General features: G+C 54.0%; 10 protein-coding genes. 7 read left to right on the top strand and 3 right to left on the bottom strand.

The features are described 5' to 3' along the window. The first annotated feature begins 14 nt into the window (after nucleotides 1-14). The 3 genes from mnmH (at nucleotide 15) to IMCC3135_RS26635 (ending at nucleotide 4613) form a co-directional block, all read left to right on the top strand. Nucleotides 15-1145 carry a tRNA 2-selenouridine(34) synthase MnmH gene (gene mnmH / locus IMCC3135_RS26645; RefSeq protein ID WP_088920357.1) on the top strand — a complete coding sequence of 377 codons (1131 nt, stop codon included), beginning with the start codon at nucleotides 15-17 and terminating at the stop codon, nucleotides 1143-1145. Beyond that, nucleotides 1142-3424, top strand: a complete 2283-nt coding sequence (selD, locus tag IMCC3135_RS26640) for a selenide, water dikinase SelD (protein ID WP_157736287.1) — start codon at nucleotides 1142-1144, stop codon at nucleotides 3422-3424. The genes mnmH and selD overlap by 4 nt, the downstream gene beginning before the upstream one ends. Nucleotides 3425-3485: 61 nt before the next feature. After that, nucleotides 3486-4613: a saccharopine dehydrogenase gene (locus tag IMCC3135_RS26635; RefSeq protein WP_088920355.1), complete on the top strand. Its 1128-nt coding sequence runs from the start codon at nucleotides 3486-3488 to the stop codon at nucleotides 4611-4613. Between the two features lie 100 nt (nucleotides 4614-4713). Here the strand turns inward: IMCC3135_RS26635 and IMCC3135_RS26630 are convergent, their stop codons facing one another. Further along, on the bottom strand, nucleotides 4714-5313 hold the full coding sequence (locus IMCC3135_RS26630; protein ID WP_236994666.1) for a glutathione peroxidase: 600 nt from the start codon (nucleotides 5311-5313) through the stop codon (nucleotides 4714-4716). Between the two features lie 17 nt (nucleotides 5314-5330). On the opposite strand from IMCC3135_RS26630, the gene IMCC3135_RS26625 reads away from it, so the two are divergent. The 3 genes from IMCC3135_RS26625 to csrA all read left to right on the top strand — a co-directional run bounded on the left by IMCC3135_RS26625 (nucleotide 5331) and on the right by csrA (nucleotide 10310). Then, entirely contained in the window at nucleotides 5331-7004 is a 1674-nt protein-coding gene (locus IMCC3135_RS26625) for a VRR-NUC domain-containing protein (protein WP_088920354.1), read from the top strand. Then, nucleotides 7001-9400 carry an ATP-dependent DNA helicase gene (locus IMCC3135_RS26620; RefSeq protein ID WP_088920353.1) on the top strand — a complete coding sequence of 800 codons (2400 nt, stop codon included), beginning with the start codon at nucleotides 7001-7003 and terminating at the stop codon, nucleotides 9398-9400. The genes IMCC3135_RS26625 and IMCC3135_RS26620 overlap by 4 nt, the downstream gene beginning before the upstream one ends. 697 nt (nucleotides 9401-10097) lie before the next feature. After that, nucleotides 10098-10310 carry a carbon storage regulator CsrA gene (gene csrA / locus IMCC3135_RS26615; protein ID WP_088920352.1) on the top strand — a complete coding sequence of 71 codons (213 nt, stop codon included), beginning with the start codon at nucleotides 10098-10100 and terminating at the stop codon, nucleotides 10308-10310. Between the two features lie 200 nt (nucleotides 10311-10510). On the opposite strand, the gene IMCC3135_RS26610 is transcribed toward csrA, so the two are convergent. After that, nucleotides 10511-13504, bottom strand: a complete 2994-nt coding sequence (locus tag IMCC3135_RS26610) for an insulinase family protein (RefSeq protein ID WP_236994665.1) — start codon at nucleotides 13502-13504, stop codon at nucleotides 10511-10513. A gap of 152 nt (nucleotides 13505-13656) precedes the next feature. Between IMCC3135_RS26610 and IMCC3135_RS26605 the strand changes: the two genes are divergently transcribed. Next, nucleotides 13657-15414 carry an ankyrin repeat domain-containing protein gene (locus IMCC3135_RS26605; RefSeq protein WP_088920350.1) on the top strand — a complete coding sequence of 586 codons (1758 nt, stop codon included), beginning with the start codon at nucleotides 13657-13659 and terminating at the stop codon, nucleotides 15412-15414. An 8-nt stretch (nucleotides 15415-15422) separates the two neighbouring features. On the opposite strand, the gene IMCC3135_RS26600 is transcribed toward IMCC3135_RS26605, so the two are convergent. Continuing rightward, nucleotides 15423-16874 (bottom strand): sugar-binding protein, encoded by a 1452-nt coding sequence (locus tag IMCC3135_RS26600; RefSeq protein WP_088920349.1) that lies wholly within the window; start codon nucleotides 16872-16874, stop codon nucleotides 15423-15425. Nucleotides 16875-16879 lie beyond the last annotated feature (5 nt).

Raw genomic sequence — 16879 nt, 5'->3', positions numbered from 1 at the left:
CTGTGAGTACCGGCATGTCACCGACAAAGGATGCACCTGTGACGGTGCCACAGCAGCCAGGGCGCACGATTGAAGATTATCGCGCCCTGTTTCTTTCTGACACACCGCTGCTCGATGTAAGAGCACCCGTGGAGTTCATCAAGGGCTCATTTCCCAGCTCGATCAATCGTCCGCTCATGACGGACGATGAACGGCATCTGGTCGGAATTCGTTACAAGCAGGCTGGCCAGCAACAGGCCATCAGTCTTGGTGCAGATCTGGTGACACCGGAACTTCGCCAGCAACGAGTTGCGGCGTGGGCAGAATTCGCAGCAAAGAACCCGCACGGTGCTCTGTACTGTTTTCGCGGCGGATTGCGTTCGCGCATCACGCAGCAGTGGCTTGTCGAGGCTGGTATCGATCTGCCTCTGGTCAGTGGCGGCTATAAGGCCCTGCGAACTTTTCTTATTGAATCGCTTGTCTCGCTCTGCGACTCACTGAAATTCACATTGATTGGTGGACGAACCGGCAATGGCAAGACCCTGCTGATCAGGCGTCTGGGCAGCACGGTAGATCTGGAAGGTGTCGCCAACCATCGCGGGTCCAGTTTTGGTGGCATGGCTGCCGCGCAGCCCAGTAATATCGACTTTGAAAATGCGGTCACCATCGAGCTGATGAAGCTGGAAGAGGCTGGTTCGAAGCAGGTCTATCTGGAAGACGAAGCACGATTGATAGGACGCGTCTGCTTACCTGACACGCTTCGTCTGGCGATGCAGGACGCGCCCATGTTGATACTCGAATGCGATATGCAACAGCGCATCATCAATTGCTTTGATGATTACGTGCCTGATCTGCTTGCCCGTTACCAGGCCTTGCAGGGTAATGAGGCAGGCTTCAATGGCTATGCCGAGCATCATCGCTCCAGTCTTTCCCGAATCAAGAAACGCTTCGGGCAAGAGAACTATCTGCGTGCTTTGCAGCTGCTGGATCATGCGCTACAGCTTCACCGAACTCATGGCGATACCACGGCCTATGGTGATTTCATCGAGGTGATGCTGCGCGAATACTACGATCCCATGTACGACTATCAACTGAGCAAGAAACTGCAACGAGTGGTCATGAAAGGCGGTGCTGACGAATTGCTCGAGTGGACCGCGAAGCAATGATGCACGTCCCTGTTGTCAGTGACGTTCTTCTTGTTGGTGGCGGTCACAGCCATGTTCTGCTGATTCGTCGTTGGGCCATGCGGCCCTTGCCTGGCGTTCGTCTGACGTTGGTGTCCAGCTCGGCGCAGACGCCTTATTCAGGCATGTTGCCAGGTTTGATAGCCGGTCACTACGATGTCGATGATATCCATGTCGATCTGCGCAAACTTTGCGCTTGGGCAGGTGTCAGGTTCATTGAGCAGAGCATTACCTCTGTGGACCTGGAAAATCGCCAAGTACACTTCGAGAGTGGGCGCGTGCAAGGGCGCCTGCAAGGGCGCCTGCAAGGGCGCCTGCAAGGGCGCCCGGCACTTGGCTTCGATGTGCTCTCACTGGATACAGGAAGTACGCCGGACCTGTCGATTGATGGCTCGCGCGAGCATGTTGTGCCGGTCAAGCCGGTGCACGGTTTCCATGCACGCTGGCAGGATCTGCAGAATCGGTTGAATCAGCCAGATGCCAAATCCGTATCCATCGGTGTGGTGGGTTCAGGGGCCGGTGGATACGAAGTAGTCGCCGCCATGCGACACGTTTTGCCGGCACAGGTCGCCAGCATTCACTGGTTCTTGCGCGGTGAGTTGCCGCTGAGTGGTCGACCAGCGCGTGTGGGAGAACTGGCGCTGGCTGCAGCGATCCGGGATGGTATTCAGGTGCATACCGGTTTTGATGTCGTTCGAGTTGAGGCTGGCAAGCTGAATGCTGCGGACGGACGAGTCGTGGCGCTGGATGAAATTCTCTGGTGTACCGCGGCCACGGGTCCTGCATGGCCAGCTGCAGCGGGTCTGTCGGTGGATCAACGTGGCTTTGTCAGTACCAATGCCTATCTGCAAAGTGTGTCTCACGACTTTGTATTTGCCACGGGTGATATAGGCACACAGCTAGACACCCCCAGTGCCAAGGCGGGGGTCTATGCCGTACGACAGGCGCCTTATCTGTACGAGAACATTCGCCGATTTATTCTGGGGGATGCGATGAAGGCCTTTTCCCCGCAGAAGGACTTCCTGAGTCTGATGGCGACCGGCGGCAAGCGTGCCATCGCCAGCAGGGGATCTCTGGCCATCGAGGCTGACTGGATCTGGCGCTGGAAAGATCATATTGATCAGACTTTCATGCGCAAATTCAGGGATTTACCACCCATGAACATCAATGCGAATCTGCAACGATTACCCGATGTATTGAAGCATCGCTATGCGCTCAGCACCGCGACCGATGCGACGATACTTCCGGCGATGCGTTGCCGTGGTTGTGGCTCCAAGGTTGGCGAACAACTTCTGGAGCGTGTGCTGCACAGCATCGGTGCCAGCACGCTGCAGGCAGGCACGACCACGTTGTCGCCGGCTGGCGATACGGCGGTCCTGAATCTGGGGGGCGATCATCTGGTGCAGTCCATTGATCACATCAATGCCATCGTAGACGATCCCTATCTGCTGGGCCGCATTGCCGTCATGCACGCGCTGAGCGATGTCGTGACGGTAGATGTCCGCGTGCACTCGGCTCAGCTTATCGTGACGGTGCCCACCGCAGTGCCTGCGATTGTCGAGCGCGACCTGACTCAGCTGATGGCCGGGGTCGTGGAAGCCTTGTCAGAGGAGAATTGCTTGCTGGCAGGCGGACACTCTGTCGAGGGTGATGAGCTCTCTATCGGTGTCGTTGTGAATGCCGTACTGAACAGGCAACAAGACAAGATGCCTGAACCATCGGTGCAAGCGGGTGATGTTCTGATCCTGACTCAGCCGCTGGGAATCGGCACGTTGTTCGCGGGTCTGATGCAGCAAAAAACCAATGGCTCCACTATTAATGCAGCTCTGGGGCATATGTTGAACAGCAATCGTAGCGCTGCACAAATCTGCCGCACAGCGGGTTCGCATTACATGACTGATGTTACCGGTTTCGGCCTGTTGGGGCATCTGGACAGGCTGCTTCGTGGCTTGCAGGCAGGGGCGAGCGTAGATGCACAACAGGTGCCCGTCTTGCAAGGCGCACTGACACTGGCAGAGCAGGGTGTTCGCAGTTCGCTGTGGCCTCAGAACAAACAGGTACTGGATACGATTGTCGTGGATCCTGAGCTTGCCGACTCTCGTCTGGCAATTCTGTGTGACCCGCAAACCGGCGGTGGGCTGCTGGCTGCTGTGCCAGCGGCTCAGGCCGTCAACTGTATTGCAGCCTTGCACGCCGCTGGCTACGATGAGGCTGCCAGCATTGGCCAGATTGACTCTACCCCCACCTTGTCCGTACATTGATCCTTAACTACCGGCTGGCATCAGGTTGCCAACCATCAATTCTCTCAATTAGAAATTGCTCATGGACAACACATTGCTGTGGCTGCGCGCTGAAACCAAAGCCTTCGAAGAGCGAACCCTGGTAACACCGGGTGTTGCCCGTGAGCTCATTGAGGCTGGCTTTGAACTGGTGGTAGAGCGAAGTCCGGCGCGGATATTTCCTGATAGTGACTATGCCGAGGCAGGTTGTCGTCTGGTGGCTGCCGGTGCCTGGCGTGAGTCAGCGGCACATGCAATCATTCTTGGGCTCAAGGAACTGGACGATGAGCTGGGCCCATTTACGCGCCGGCATGTACATTTTGCGCATGTGTATAAACATCAGACCGGCTGGCGTGAGACCGTGCAGGCATTCGGCGCTGGTGGCGGTACTCTCTATGATCTGGAATATCTGGTCGATGACACCGGTCGTCGTGTCGCAGCGTTTGGTTACTGGGCTGGTTTTGTCGGTGCGGCCATGGCGGTTCTGGCGCACGCCGCTCAGGCGCAGGGAAAAGTGCCTAGTCTCGATACCTTGCAGTCATGGCCCGACAAGAATGCCCTGGTTGCGCAGATTCGCGAATCACTGGCACAAACGGGTGCTCAGCCCAATGCATTGGTTATTGGTGCATTGGGTCGGTGTGGACGTGGAGCCTGTGAATTATTGACAGCTTGCGGGTTGACGGTAAGCCAGTGGGATCAGCAGGAGACAGCAGCAGGTGGGCCGTTTGAGGCGGTTCTGCAACATGATCTGTTGATCAACTGCGTTTTTGTCAATTCGCCTAATCCACCTTTCACTGATCTGGAGCACCTCAATAGCACTCAGCGTCGCCTGAATGTGATTGCCGATGTCAGTTGCGATCCGACGGGTGAATACAATCCCTTGCCGATCTACCAGAGCTGTACAACGATGGATAAGCCGGTAGTCAGATTGATAGAGGCTGCAGCCCAGAGCCCCGCGCTGGACCTGATTGCCATTGATCATCTGCCTTCACTCCTGCCTAAAGAGAGCAGTGAGGACTTCTCCCGGCAAATGCTGCCGTATCTGTTGACACTCAAACAGCTGGATCAGGGTGTCTGGCAGCGCGCCGAGACAGTTTTCAAGCATTTCCTGGAGCTCGGGCAGGACGGAAGCGGCGCTGAACGCGACGGCGCACGCGACGGCGCACGCTGAACGTCAATCTCGTCGTGGCACAGAGCGCTGGCTAATATCCTGTTGGAGGCGCTGGCCGGCAGGCACATTGGATTACGTAGTTCGATGTCTGGCCAGGCTTCTAGAGCAAAGCCTCAACTGCACTGATCATGGTCTGCCCCAGTGGCAGTTCACTGGCTTCGAAGTGAGCAATCACACGGCCGTTCCGGTCGACCAGGTATTTATTGAAGTTCCAGCGAGGGTAAGTACCTGAGGCGGATGCCAGGTCACGGTAAATCGGATGAGCATCGCCGGAGGTCACATGAATCTTCTGGAACATGGGGAAACTGACGCCGTAGTTCAGTTCGCAGAACTGTGCGACCTCGGCTTCCGAATCAAGCTCCTGCCGGAAATCGTCCGAAGGAAATCCCAAAACCTCGAAACCTTGTGACTGGTAGCGTTGATGAAGCACTTCCAAGGCTTCAAATTGTGGGGTAAAGCCACATCGACTGGCAGTATTGACCATCAGCAACACCTTTCCTGCGTGCTCATCACATAACGGATGCTCATCGGGACCCATCAGAGGGCGGATGGTGTGGCTCAGGATTGGCTGACAGCCCTCATTATCAGTAGACTGTATCGGGTTGGGGATTTCATTGGCAGCCAGCGACATTGCCGGATACGGCATCAGGGGTGCCAGAAGCAGATATCTCAGCCATTTGCGGCGATCATAATTTTTCATTGAATCAGAGCTCTAGCATGCAAACAGGACGCCCAGAGGCGTTGGCAGAAAACTACTATCTGGCGAACTTTCACCGATTGGCAGATTTCGTTGTCGACACTTATCGCGATATTCTCACCCCTGCCGAGCGGCAGTGGTATGACTCGTTGCAAGCATCGACAGAATCAGCCCAGCAACTCTATATTCGTTTGCTGAGCCGAAAGGGATCAGTTTTTCGCTTGAGCCGGATCAGTTATCCGGAAATTGAATCACTGGACTCGGCAGCCTCAGAGCTGGCTACCCGAGGACTTGCCGAGACGCTTCCACCGGATAATCTGCAGATTCTGCTGAGTGCTTTTACCAAACCGGAGCTCAGCGCTTTGTTGATACCCGGGGGGAAGTGGCCTCGTTCGCGAGTCGAGTTGATTGATGAGCTGCTCGCTGCGAACGCCGGTGAGCAGGCTCGTTTTTCGACCATTCTGCAGCAGGCTGATGAGTGGATAACGCTGTATGGGCATCAGCACTGGTCGGTGTTCAGGCTGGGTTATTTTGGTAATTTGTATCAGGACAGCACTGAGTTCGTTTTGCAGGAACTGGGTACAGTCATCTACGAAAACTACGCATTGGATGCTCCTGCCAGACCCTTCGCCACCAGAAGTCAATTGAATGCTCATCTGCGGTATTTCGAATGTGAAGCCTTGCTCGATACCATCAGTTTGAAAGAGGTGCGGCCGTTGCTGGCACTGGTTGCACAATTACCCGTCATGATTGCCGGCGACGATCATCTGCTGCGTCGCGTCGATCGCCTGCGTAACCGGATCGCTCGACAGCTGGAGCGTCTGGGTTGTCAGGATGATGCACTGGAGCTCTATGCGGTTTCCGTGCATCCGCCTGCCAGGGAACGACGGGTGCGCCTGCACCTGGGCAGAGGCGAGCTGGATCATGCGGGCCGATTATTATCTCTGATGCGCGAAGCACCGTTCAACGATGCCGAAGACCAGGTTGCCGATCGCTTGCAGCAGCAGTATAGAAAGGCGGCTGGTTTGCCGGCGATCAAGCAGGTACGTTTCAAGCCGCAAACTACAGCCTTGACCCTGAGTGAGTCTTCTGATCGAGTAGAATATGCTGCCCGTGCATTCTATGGGCGACTCGGTGACTGTTATTACACCGAAAATGCTCTGGTCAACGCCGTGCTCGGTCTGTTTATCTGGGACATCATCTATTTCCCGATTGCCGGTGCCTTCTTCAATCCCTTTCAATCGGCACCAGCCGATTTCTATCAACCTTCATTCTCAGCTCGACGAGCGAACTTGCTCATGACACGCTTTGAGGAGCTGGAATCCGAGTCACGTTTTACCGACCGTGTGTTTGAAGCCTATGAACGTCATCAGGGAAAATCCAACCCTCTGGTGAGGTGGGATCAGATATCCTTGGCGTTGCTGTCACACTCTCTGGAAAGAATTCCGGTAAGCCACTGGCGTGCCATGTTTCAACGTATTCTGAGTGATACACGCGACAATACCTCCGGGTTTCCGGACTTGATTCTGTTTCGCGAAGAGGCTGGGTACGAGTTCATCGAGGTCAAGGGCCCTGGTGATGTCTTGCAGAAAAACCAGCTTCGCTGGATGCAGTACTTTGATTCTCACGGCATCCCCTGTCGGGTGGTGAATATACGCTGGGCCCAGGATGTGATCGGCAAAGCCGGGCAATGAAAGCGATGCCAGCACATCGCATCTCAGTGACTGCGCTGGCTGATTTTTCGTGTCGTACAGGAGATTTGAATCCTGCAGGAAATGCGGCTCCTACCGCTCGAGAAGGCATTCTTGCGCATCAGAAAATGCAACGTGCGGCAGTGCTTGATAGTGAAAATCAGGCAACGTCGATAGAATCTGAAGTCAGTCTTGTCTGTACGATAACAACGGCGCAGGGTGATGTCAGATTGCGCGGCCGTGTTGATCTGCTCGATCGTACCCGCCACTGCCTGACCGAAATCAAGACGACACTGGTGCCCGCAGAACAGGTGCCTGATTCGCAGCAAAGTCTGCAGTGGGCGCAGTTATACCTTTATGGTTTCATCTATCTCTGCGCAGAGGAATCTGCAGCGGGTCTGGAGCAATTGCAACTCGAACTGGTACACGTCAATATTCGTGCGGACACGCAGGAGTATCAACGACGGACTCTCAGCAGGGTCGAGTTGGAACAGTACGCACGCTCGGCACTTGAAACCTATCTGCAGTGGCTAGAACGGGTATCGCTCTGGCAGCAGAAATTGATGGCCAGTGCCAGAGACATGAGCTTCCCTTTTGGGGATTTTCGAGCCGGTCAGCGTGATATGGCGGTGGCTATTTACCGCGCTGCACGAGATGCTCAGCCACTGATGTGTGAGGCACCTACCGGAATCGGCAAGACGCTCAGTGCCCTGTTTCCAGCCATCAAGTCTCTGGGCGAAGGGCAGGTCTCACAAATTGCCTACCTGACGGCCAAGGTGGCCGGCAGACTCAGTGCACTGCAGGCACTGTCGCATATGCAGTCATCCGGACTTGCAGTAACGGCGGTGCAGATTCGTGCAAAACAGGCGACCTGCTTCTGTTCCAACGGGCGATGCGAGCGGGATGAATCCGGACGTTGTCCGATGACTCTGGATTTTTTCGATCGTTTGCCCGCTGCACGTGATGAATTGCTGGACTGCGGGATCATCAGCGATGCGCAGTTAGATGATATTGCCTGGGAGCATCAACTATGTCCGTTTGAACTGGCCTTGCAGCTTCTTCCCTGGGTTCATGTCGTCATAGCAGATTACAACTATGTATTCGATCCACTTGTAAAACTTCCACACTTTTCTGATTCGTGTAGCAAAACGCTATTGCTGATTGATGAGGCACATAACCTGGTTGATCGTTCGCGTTCGATGTTTTCTGCGCAGTTGAGTCGGTCCGATTGTCTGGAGCAGGCTTCACTTTGTCGTCAGTTCCATCCCCTGGTAGCACATGCTCTGGACAATCTGGCGCGTCAACTCCTGGCGCATGCAGCAGGTCAAGTCGATGAATTGCAGATAGTGGACAGCATGAGTGGAGTGCTTGGTCGTTCTGCAGGGGTGGTAATCGAGGCCATGGTTGCAAGTTTTTCTCAAGCACCCTCACTGCCGGATAGCAGCGGCGAGCTGTTCAGAACGCTATGTCGTTTCGTTGTTATCAGTGATTTGTTCGGGGAGCATCATCGTTGTATCACCTCAATCAACAAGGCGGGTCGACGTAAGGAGGTGCTGGTCAAGCTCTTCTGTCTTGATGCATCAACTGCATTGTTACGACAATATCGATTGTTTCGGGCCTCCATCGTTTTTTCTGCGACTCTCCGTCCGGCAGCGTTTTACAGGGATGCGCTGGGTATGCCGGAGACCACGGGTCTCCTGGAGCTTACCTCGCCATTTCCTCCGGAGCGTGCCAATCACGCTATCGTTGACTGGATTGATACGCGCTATCGCAAACGCACTGAATCCCTGGATGCACTGGTGGAGCTGATTTATCGGACTAGCGATATCAGGCACGGAAATTATCTGGTTTTTTTCCCTTCCTATGCTTATCTGCAACAGGCATGGGAGGCATACCGATCGAAGTATCCGGAGAGGGAGGTCTGGAGGCAGTCGAGTGATCAGTCCCGTGTGCAGCAGCATGAGTTGCTGGAGCATCTCGAGCAGCCAGGGCATCGAGTGGGTTTTGCCATCTTGGGTGGTGTCTTCGGAGAAGGGATCGACTACATCGGGGAGCGCCTGATTGGTGTGATTGTTGTCAGTCCCGGTTTGCCAGGGCTGGATGCACAGACGCAATTAGTAGCAAGTCACTACCAGCAACAGGGCCATGATGGTTTCGATTTCGCTTACCGTTATCCTGGTTTCACTCGGGTTTTGCAGACGGTTGGACGTCTGGTGAGAAGTGAGACGGATAGTGGCACGGTCATCCTGGTTGACGATCGTTTCAAGCAGCGTTTTTATCGCGCGTTGTTTCCCCAGCATTGGCAGGTTCAGCTGCCGAGGGACCAGGCGAAGTTGCTTGAACAGACGGAACAGTTCTGGGACACACTCGAGCACGACACAGATTCGCCTGAAGCCTGAATCGGTACGACATTATGTCTCGGTGAACTTGTGTGATACGGACCCATTAACCTGTACAAGTGCTGGTAATCTGCCAGTCATGGCTCTATGGAATTCCCGGTTTTAGGCTGTCGGTGAAGGTGTTTTGCCATAAATGAATGGCAAAAAAGTGGCGTTCCAGGGCGTTGTCTATGCAAAAACCTGCATTGTCATGAGAATTTTCAGGTTTTAAAGGGTTACGTTATCGGCTTGATATTACGGTATCTGGCTTTTTAACCGACGTTGAGCAGATACATTGTCTGAAGCTTGCTAGAGCAAAAGCAGTCGTAAAGGCCGGTTTTCCTGATGAAAATTCACACAAATTACAAGTGTGTTTGCTATCGGACCAGTGAACTCTAGTCATCGATATAGGGTCAGAGAGAAGCGACAAACTGGCTGTCAGGTAGTTATCTTTCCCGATGCATGGAAAGTGTGGGAACTTGTAGTCAAACCAGGGTGATACCGAAGTAAAGAATTGAAAACTTCGTCCGCATAAGTTTGTGTCTAGGGCTTAAGTATGAGTCATACTAGGGCTTGGATCTGGTAGTAATGCAGTCATGGCTGACTGACGTTGCATAGCTAATGTCACCAGTCCCATGGGAGCTACTCGACCTGTGTGAAAGGAGGTACCGCGGTTTCACGTTTTATTTTGGATTTTAGGATTTAGGAGGTGACTCGGATGTTGATTCTGAGCAGACGAACTGATGAATCGATTGTTATCGGTGATGAAGTGACTATTACCATTCTCAGTGTCAAAGGTAAACAGGTGCGCATTGGAATTACTGCGCCTCCTGATGTCAGCGTACATAGAGAAGAGATCTACCAACGGATTCAAGCAGGTGATCCGGAAGAGAATGCAACTTCCGAAGACTCTGGTGAGACCGAAGACTAAATAGCCTGTTGCAGGTTGTAGGTCAGCAGTACGCTGGCCAAAGGCCATGAACACGATAAAACCCCGTTACATCGGGGTTTTTTGGTTCATGGCCTGCTGTGCTTGGAATAATTGTTTCAATGACCCACTAAAGCGCAGCATGCCTGCCATCACTGTTAGTGATGGCAGGCCCATATAAACCTAGAGGTAGTTCACACAGTTCAGAGTGCGAACTTTTCCAGACCCAGTGCTGAGACTTCCGCGGTGGCCGCTGTCTTCTCGTTGGTGACAACCCCAACGCTCGCTTTTTGCGGATCAAAGTAGGTGGCACCTACTCGTCTCAAATCCTCCAGGCTGACTTCCAGAATCTGCTTTCTGAATTCACGTCGACGTTCGGCTGTACGGCCAAACAGTTCAGCCTGATAGGCGCTACGAGCTTCACCGGCAGGAGAGCCAGGCTTGTCGATACCGCTGATCACATTCAGTATGGCCTCTTCAAGTTCACGAGGTTCATGGCTGGTTTCCTGTAGCCATTTAATAGAGGCATCAAAGTCGTCCAGAGTGCCTGTCAGACGAGGATCGCGGTAGCTGTAGAAGCGGAATGATGCTGTATCGGAATCCTGAGATGCCCCGCCTCCATAGGCGCCACCGGTCTCACGGATAGCGCGGTGCAGATAGCCGTTGCGCAAAAAGGGTCCCAGAATGGATAGTGCCGCGGCGTCTGTGTGTGAAGAGGTGGCCGTGGGGTAGGCTTTGGCGCTGAAGTTCACTTCAGTGCTGGTGGTCCACAGTTGCTTGACTTGCTCACGTATCGGGGCTGGCGAATATTTCGCGAAATCCTTGATCACGGATGCAGCTCCGAAAGCAGCTCCAAGACTTTTCTGAACGCTCTCCAGATTTTCATCTTCGGCCACAATCATGAATTGCCTTGGGGCATCGCGCAGCATCTGATGCAACGTGGCAAAACGTTCTGCCAGCTCAGCCATTGCCTTGTCATCGCTCAGGGAATCATCGAGTGCCTTCAGTGACTTGATACCAGCCAGGCCACTGAGTTGATGAGAGAGGCGTGTGGTTGGGCTCATGCCACTGGCTGCGGCCATCATGGCCAGCATATGGCCACTGCCCGTCACACTTTGCTCACGACTGGAACGGGTTTGGGCTATCAGTTCACGGATGCGTGAATGTTCATCAAACCGGACATCGGTCAGCGTATCGAGCATAAGCCCCGATAGTGCATCGGTATTACGCAACAGTGCCTTGCCGCGCAGCACCATGAAGCCACTGACCGCTTGCTCATCATCGACTGAGCCACGTTGCAAGGTGTAGGCACTGATGCCACCGGTTACCGCAGCCTGGGCTGTCTGAGTGTCCAGATAGTCGCGTCCGCCAGAACCGAGCTCGGCCAGAAAATTGGTATACAGAGGCAGAACCGCTGCAAGTTCGGGATCCAGTTGTGGCAGGTCAACCACAACATGCGGATAGACCAGACCGTTGGTACCCTGTGCATAAATGGTTGCAGGCGCGTTTTCGATCGTGCGTGACTCGGAGGTGGGGATGTGCAGTTCTACCGGCACATCAGCCAGGGTCACTTTTGGCAGTATTTCAGGATCGTCTTCCTGAGCCTGGCGCTTGGCAAGGGCTGCTGCCTGATCGACAATATGCAGCTTCTCAGTCTCGCTCATGGCCTCTTTCATGGTTGCCAGGCGTGTCTTTTCAGCCACGATGCGACGCTCGCTGATGCTGGTATCCGGAGTCATGGTCAGCGTCACGCGATGAGGATTGTCCAGCAGCAATGTGCGTATCAGGCCCGGAATGAAATCCCGATCCTGTGCCGCTTCCCGCAGACGTTGCAACGCCGGATCCAGATCTATTGATGCAAGCGTGTCGCCACGTTGCATGGCTGCGGACAGGCCACTGAGTACCAGTTGCAAACCAAATGGCATACCATCGCCACGAATTTCACGTTGACTCATCTCAATCTGGTGCAGCACCGCTTCGATCTGCTCTTGCGGAACACCTTCGCGAGCAATGGTTTCCAGCACTTCGATAATCATCTGCTCCGTTGCCAGAGTATGTTCCGGGTTGGAGCCGTCCAGGCCACTGGCAAAGACCATTTCCCGAGCACTGTCTTCCAGTCCGCACATGGGTGATGGCGAGTTGCCCAGTTCACTTTGTTCGAGTGCGCGCATCATTGGAGAGGCGCTATTGTCAAGCAGCACGCTAGACAGCAGGTGAGCCTGTAGTCGTTCATCCAGATTGATGCTCTCACCGAGCAACCAGCTCACAACGATATGGGTCTTGTCTGTAGTGTCCTCTTCCTGGGTGGCATAGGATTCCTGCACACGCATGGGCGCGTGATAGCGTTTTGCCGGTGTTACCTGAATAGTCCGGTCAAGCTTTTCAAAACGGTTCAGCACCTGATCCTGGAAGCGGGTTTGCAGCTCATCGGGTGCCAGATTGCCGTAGGTCATGAAAACCGCGTTGGAAGGGTGATAGTGGGTTTCATAAAATGACTTGAGCTCTTCATAGCTCAGATCAGGAATGTCTTCCGGCTCACCGCCGCTGTTGAAGTGGTAGGTATTGTTCGGAAACAGGTGCTTGCTGAGAGTCTGCCAGAGCACGCTGGTCGCAGCGCTCATTGCGCCCTTCATTTCGTTGAACACGACGCCTTTGAAAACAAGATCGGTAGTCGAGTCATCGGCTTTTTCGAATTCAACCCGATGACCTTCTTGCGCAAAATCCAGTTCGTCCAGGCGCGAGAAGAATACTGCGTCAAGATAGACGTCCAGCAGGTTGAAATAATCCTTGCGGTTCAAGGTGGCGAAAGGATAGGCGGTCCAGTCGCTGGAGGTAAAGGCGTTCATGAAGGTATTAAGCGAGCGCCGGATCATCATGAAGAAGGGGTCGCGAACCGGATATTTTTCACTACCACACAAGACCGTATGCTCAAGTATATGAGCCACGCCGGTGGAGTCGGTGGGAACGGTACGCAGGCCTACCAGAAACACGTTTTCAGGCTTGTCTGCTGCCAGGTGTATATGCGTTGTTCCAGTGACGGTATGCTGGAATTCGTGGACATCTATGTCCAGCGACTGAATATGCTCGCTGCGTACGTGGACAAAAGCGGGGTGACTGACCGGCGTTTTCATGGGTAGGGCGGACTCCTGAATCTGTGAAATTCGTTTTGTATTCGGCTTCAAGGGGAGGGTGGGCATGTTACTTCCTGCGCATAGCCAGAAAATGCCAACCAATCCATCAAGGGTGGGGTGTTACGGGTCGATACGCAAGAGGTAAGGCCCGGGGAGCGCAAATCGTACCCTGTGCTCATTTCTCCCGGACATTTAACCTAACCCTTGTTAACTCATACGTGAAACTGCTGATCATTGTGCTCGCCATGATTGCCACTGCTGCAGGTGCTCTGCATAGTTGGTATTCGCGTGGCCTGTACGTCGAGGCAGCGCTGCTGTCTGAAGCTTTCAATCTGACCTCGCCAGTCAAATTGCGAGTGTCAGACCATTACATCAAGCGCGGCATCATGCCCAATGATAATACGGCGGCCGGTCTGCCGCCGCCGAAAAGTATTTATGGAACCAGTGTCAAGCGTGTCGGCATCAATCGTGGCGGGGTGCTTATTGTAGACTTCGAAGACAAGATCGGTAGCAAGGCGATGACATTCACGCCCAGCATCAATCCTGTGAGTGGTCTGCTGAGCTGGAATTGCACCAGTGACTCTATCAATCCGTCAGTTCTTGAGCGACTCAAACCCAACTGCACTTATCTGCCTGCAAGTAACGAAAGCAAGCTGATGAATGCCATTGCCAACAAGGATCTGGTGCTGGTGGACCAGTTGCTGGTCAGCGGAGCGCAGCCAGAGGCGGTGGTTAACGGCAATACGCCATTGATGCTGGCAGCCAAAATCGGCGAGCTGTCCATTGTGAAGCGGTTACTTGCTGAGGGTGCCAGAGTCGATAATGGAGCGCTCAGCTCAGAGCGTCGTACGCCAATGATGGTAGCCATTACCAGTAACCATGCTGATGTAGTGGCTTTTCTTCTCAGTCATGGAGCTTCGGTTACCCAGCAGGATTACCGAGGCATGACAGCGATGGATCACGCCATCGTCACGGATCGCAGGCTGGGAGGCGAGCGCTTTATCTTGATGGTATCAGCACGATATAACCCGCAGTTCGCTGGCAACAGGAAAATTCTGGATGTCCAGCTACCATCGCCCGAGGAGCGTGAGCGCGAGCTTAGAAACCTCTACGGTGAATACCGTCATGCTGCAGCCATTTGCCATGTTCAACGCCTGAGCTCACTTTTGCAAAGTCGTGGTGATATGCAGGCGCCTGAGCTTGTGGCTGGTCAACCATTGACTACTTACATAAAGAAGCCGGTATGCAGTGAGGTCTTAACCAACCATTTGCTGAGTAAATCCAGCTATCAGGCCAGCTTACAGGCGTACTTCGCCGATCAGGTGCAACGTTGTAATGCCTCGCAGATCGAAAAAGTGCTGGACGACAATGCTGACTTGTCCGTGTTGTCGGTCTATCACGGGCAGTCTCATCTGAGCCGGGCGGTAAGCGCAGGCTGTGCGGCGGTGGTACAGACGATGGTTCGTGACCAGGGTCTGACGGGGGCATTACCGGATGACATTCTGGTGAATGCGATACAACAAGCGCCGCAATCCTCACTGGTGAAGCTGGTTGGAAATCTGATTGAAGCAGGTGCCAATGTCGATGGACAGGACCGTGAAGGTCAGACCCCTCTGGCTGTTGCTATTGCGCTGGAGCAGCCAGTGGTGGCCAAGTATCTGGTCGATGCCGGAGCCAATGTCAATATGCCGACAGTGAATCGTTCGTTTCCGGTCATCGAAGCGACCAAGAAGGGGTACGAGCACCTGGTCATGCAATTGATCGCAAAAGGTGCCGATCTGAACGCATCGGATACGCTCGGGCGTACGGCACTGCTGGCCGCCGTAGGCCGTGATCGGCACCGCGTCGTGAATTCTCTGATCCGGGCTGGAGCCAATATCCGCATCCGCGATGCCAACGGAATTGATGCGGTCCTGCTGGCAGAGAGCCGCAATCTGCGTCAGATCAAAAAGCTGTTGATTGCCAGCAACGAATAGACGTTGATTTAATCCAGAACCAGTGTGCCCATCAAGGATGGATTAGTGAAGGTGCCATCGGTGTCAACACCATTGCGAGAGGCGTGCTTCCAGCCCCATTTGGAGTCGCGCTCATCGCCATCGTCGTCGTCGTTGATTTGAAGTTCGAAGCCAAAAGCTGCGTCCAGATCGATGCCAGCCGAGGCTATATCGATTCGCAATTCGTAGATATCCTGTTCATAGTTTTCACGACGCAGACCGTCAGGGCCGATACCAGGTCCGGTTGCAAACCGTAAACCCAAAGGAGCCGTGCTGGAGTTGGGGCCTACGATGGAGCCGCTGGTGGCAGATTGTTTGTCTGCGCCTGATCGCTGCACTGGCATGGTGATCTGAAAATCATTTAGACCATCATAGGATTGCAATTTGCTATTGTCGCCATCGATAAACAGCTCAAGGCTATCGTCGTCATGGATGGCTGCTCCCGAATCGCGATAGCGATCGCCATCGTCGTCCACCATGACCACTACATAAAGATAGGTGCCATCGTGCATCGCAGCCCAGCGCCGGTAGGGCGTGCCATCGGCAGCATCGGCGTCGATATCGATCATCAGATTGTCGATCAGCAGCGGTGCACCACTGTTATCAGTCTGTAACGCACTTGCCCACTCGCCTGTCAGTTGACCTTGCGAGTCGGTAGTCACCCCGTCACCGTCAATGACAGGCGCCAGTGCGGCCAGGATGCGCGGGATTACAACGTCAGCAACCGCCGGTATCTCTGTGTCGGTCGTGTCGGTCGTGTCGGTCGTGTCGGTCGTGTCGGTTGTGTCGGTTGTGTCGGTTGTATCAGTCGTGTCAGTCGTGTCAGTCGTGTCAGTTGGATCAGTTGTGTCAGTTGGATCAGTTGTGTCAGTTGTGTCAGTTGTGTCAGTTGTGTCAGTTGTGTCAGTTGTGTCAGTTGTGTCAGTTGTGTCAGTTGGATCAGTCGTTGTCGGTTCATCGGTCGACGGGGGGGTTAGCGGATCTGTCGTTGCCTGGCGTTCAGCCAGATTGGACACGCCATCAGAGTCAGAGTCGAACTGCTCGCTCGAGTATTCGCTGGTGGCGCCTTTGGCTATGCTGCCATCGGTTGCAATCTCGAAAACCTGTGTCAGTTGCACCAATGGCAGAAGACCGCCTTCGAATCTTTCCACCCACTGGATGGTTGCCGTGTAATTACGACCAACCTCAACGTTGATGGTGCCGGTCCAGATTCGTGGACTGGTGCTATTGACGCTGACGTTGGCGCCATTCGACAGCGTTATGGTGGGCAATATCTGGCCTTCCAACGGCGAGGTAGAGCCTGCCAGAAATCCGGGCAGTTCAATGCCTACAGATGGCTCGGCATCCAGCGTTGTTACCGTGCCACTGTCGGAGCAGCTCGCAAGTAACAGGCTGCAGCCTATGACGAACAGGGATCTGGGTAACCGTGTCATGGTGTTCATGTCAT

Source organism: Granulosicoccus antarcticus IMCC3135 (genome assembly GCF_002215215.1).
Lineage (GTDB): Bacteria > Pseudomonadota > Gammaproteobacteria > Granulosicoccales > Granulosicoccaceae > Granulosicoccus > Granulosicoccus antarcticus.
The sequence above is the reverse complement of the archived record's forward strand: the minus strand, read 5'-3'. Positions and strand labels throughout refer to the sequence as shown.

What these genes read in the sequence shown, in the direction of transcription:
- mnmH (WP_088920357.1), top strand. Translation starts at nt 15, where the DNA reads ATGTCACCGACAAAGGATGCACCTGTGACGGTGCCACAGCAGCCAGGG.
- selD (WP_157736287.1), top strand. Translation starts at nt 1,142, where the DNA reads ATGATGCACGTCCCTGTTGTCAGTGACGTTCTTCTTGTTGGTGGCGGT.
- IMCC3135_RS26635 (WP_088920355.1), top strand. Translation starts at nt 3,486, where the DNA reads ATGGACAACACATTGCTGTGGCTGCGCGCTGAAACCAAAGCCTTCGAA.
- IMCC3135_RS26630 (WP_236994666.1), bottom strand. Translation starts at nt 5,313, where the DNA reads ATGAAAAATTATGATCGCCGCAAATGGCTGAGATATCTGCTTCTGGCA.
- IMCC3135_RS26625 (WP_088920354.1), top strand. Translation starts at nt 5,331, where the DNA reads ATGCAAACAGGACGCCCAGAGGCGTTGGCAGAAAACTACTATCTGGCG.
- IMCC3135_RS26620 (WP_088920353.1), top strand. Translation starts at nt 7,001, where the DNA reads ATGAAAGCGATGCCAGCACATCGCATCTCAGTGACTGCGCTGGCTGAT.
- csrA (WP_088920352.1), top strand. Translation starts at nt 10,098, where the DNA reads ATGTTGATTCTGAGCAGACGAACTGATGAATCGATTGTTATCGGTGAT.
- IMCC3135_RS26610 (WP_236994665.1), bottom strand. Translation starts at nt 13,504, where the DNA reads ATGCCCACCCTCCCCTTGAAGCCGAATACAAAACGAATTTCACAGATT.
- IMCC3135_RS26600 (WP_088920349.1), bottom strand. Translation starts at nt 16,874, where the DNA reads ATGAACACCATGACACGGTTACCCAGATCCCTGTTCGTCATAGGCTGC.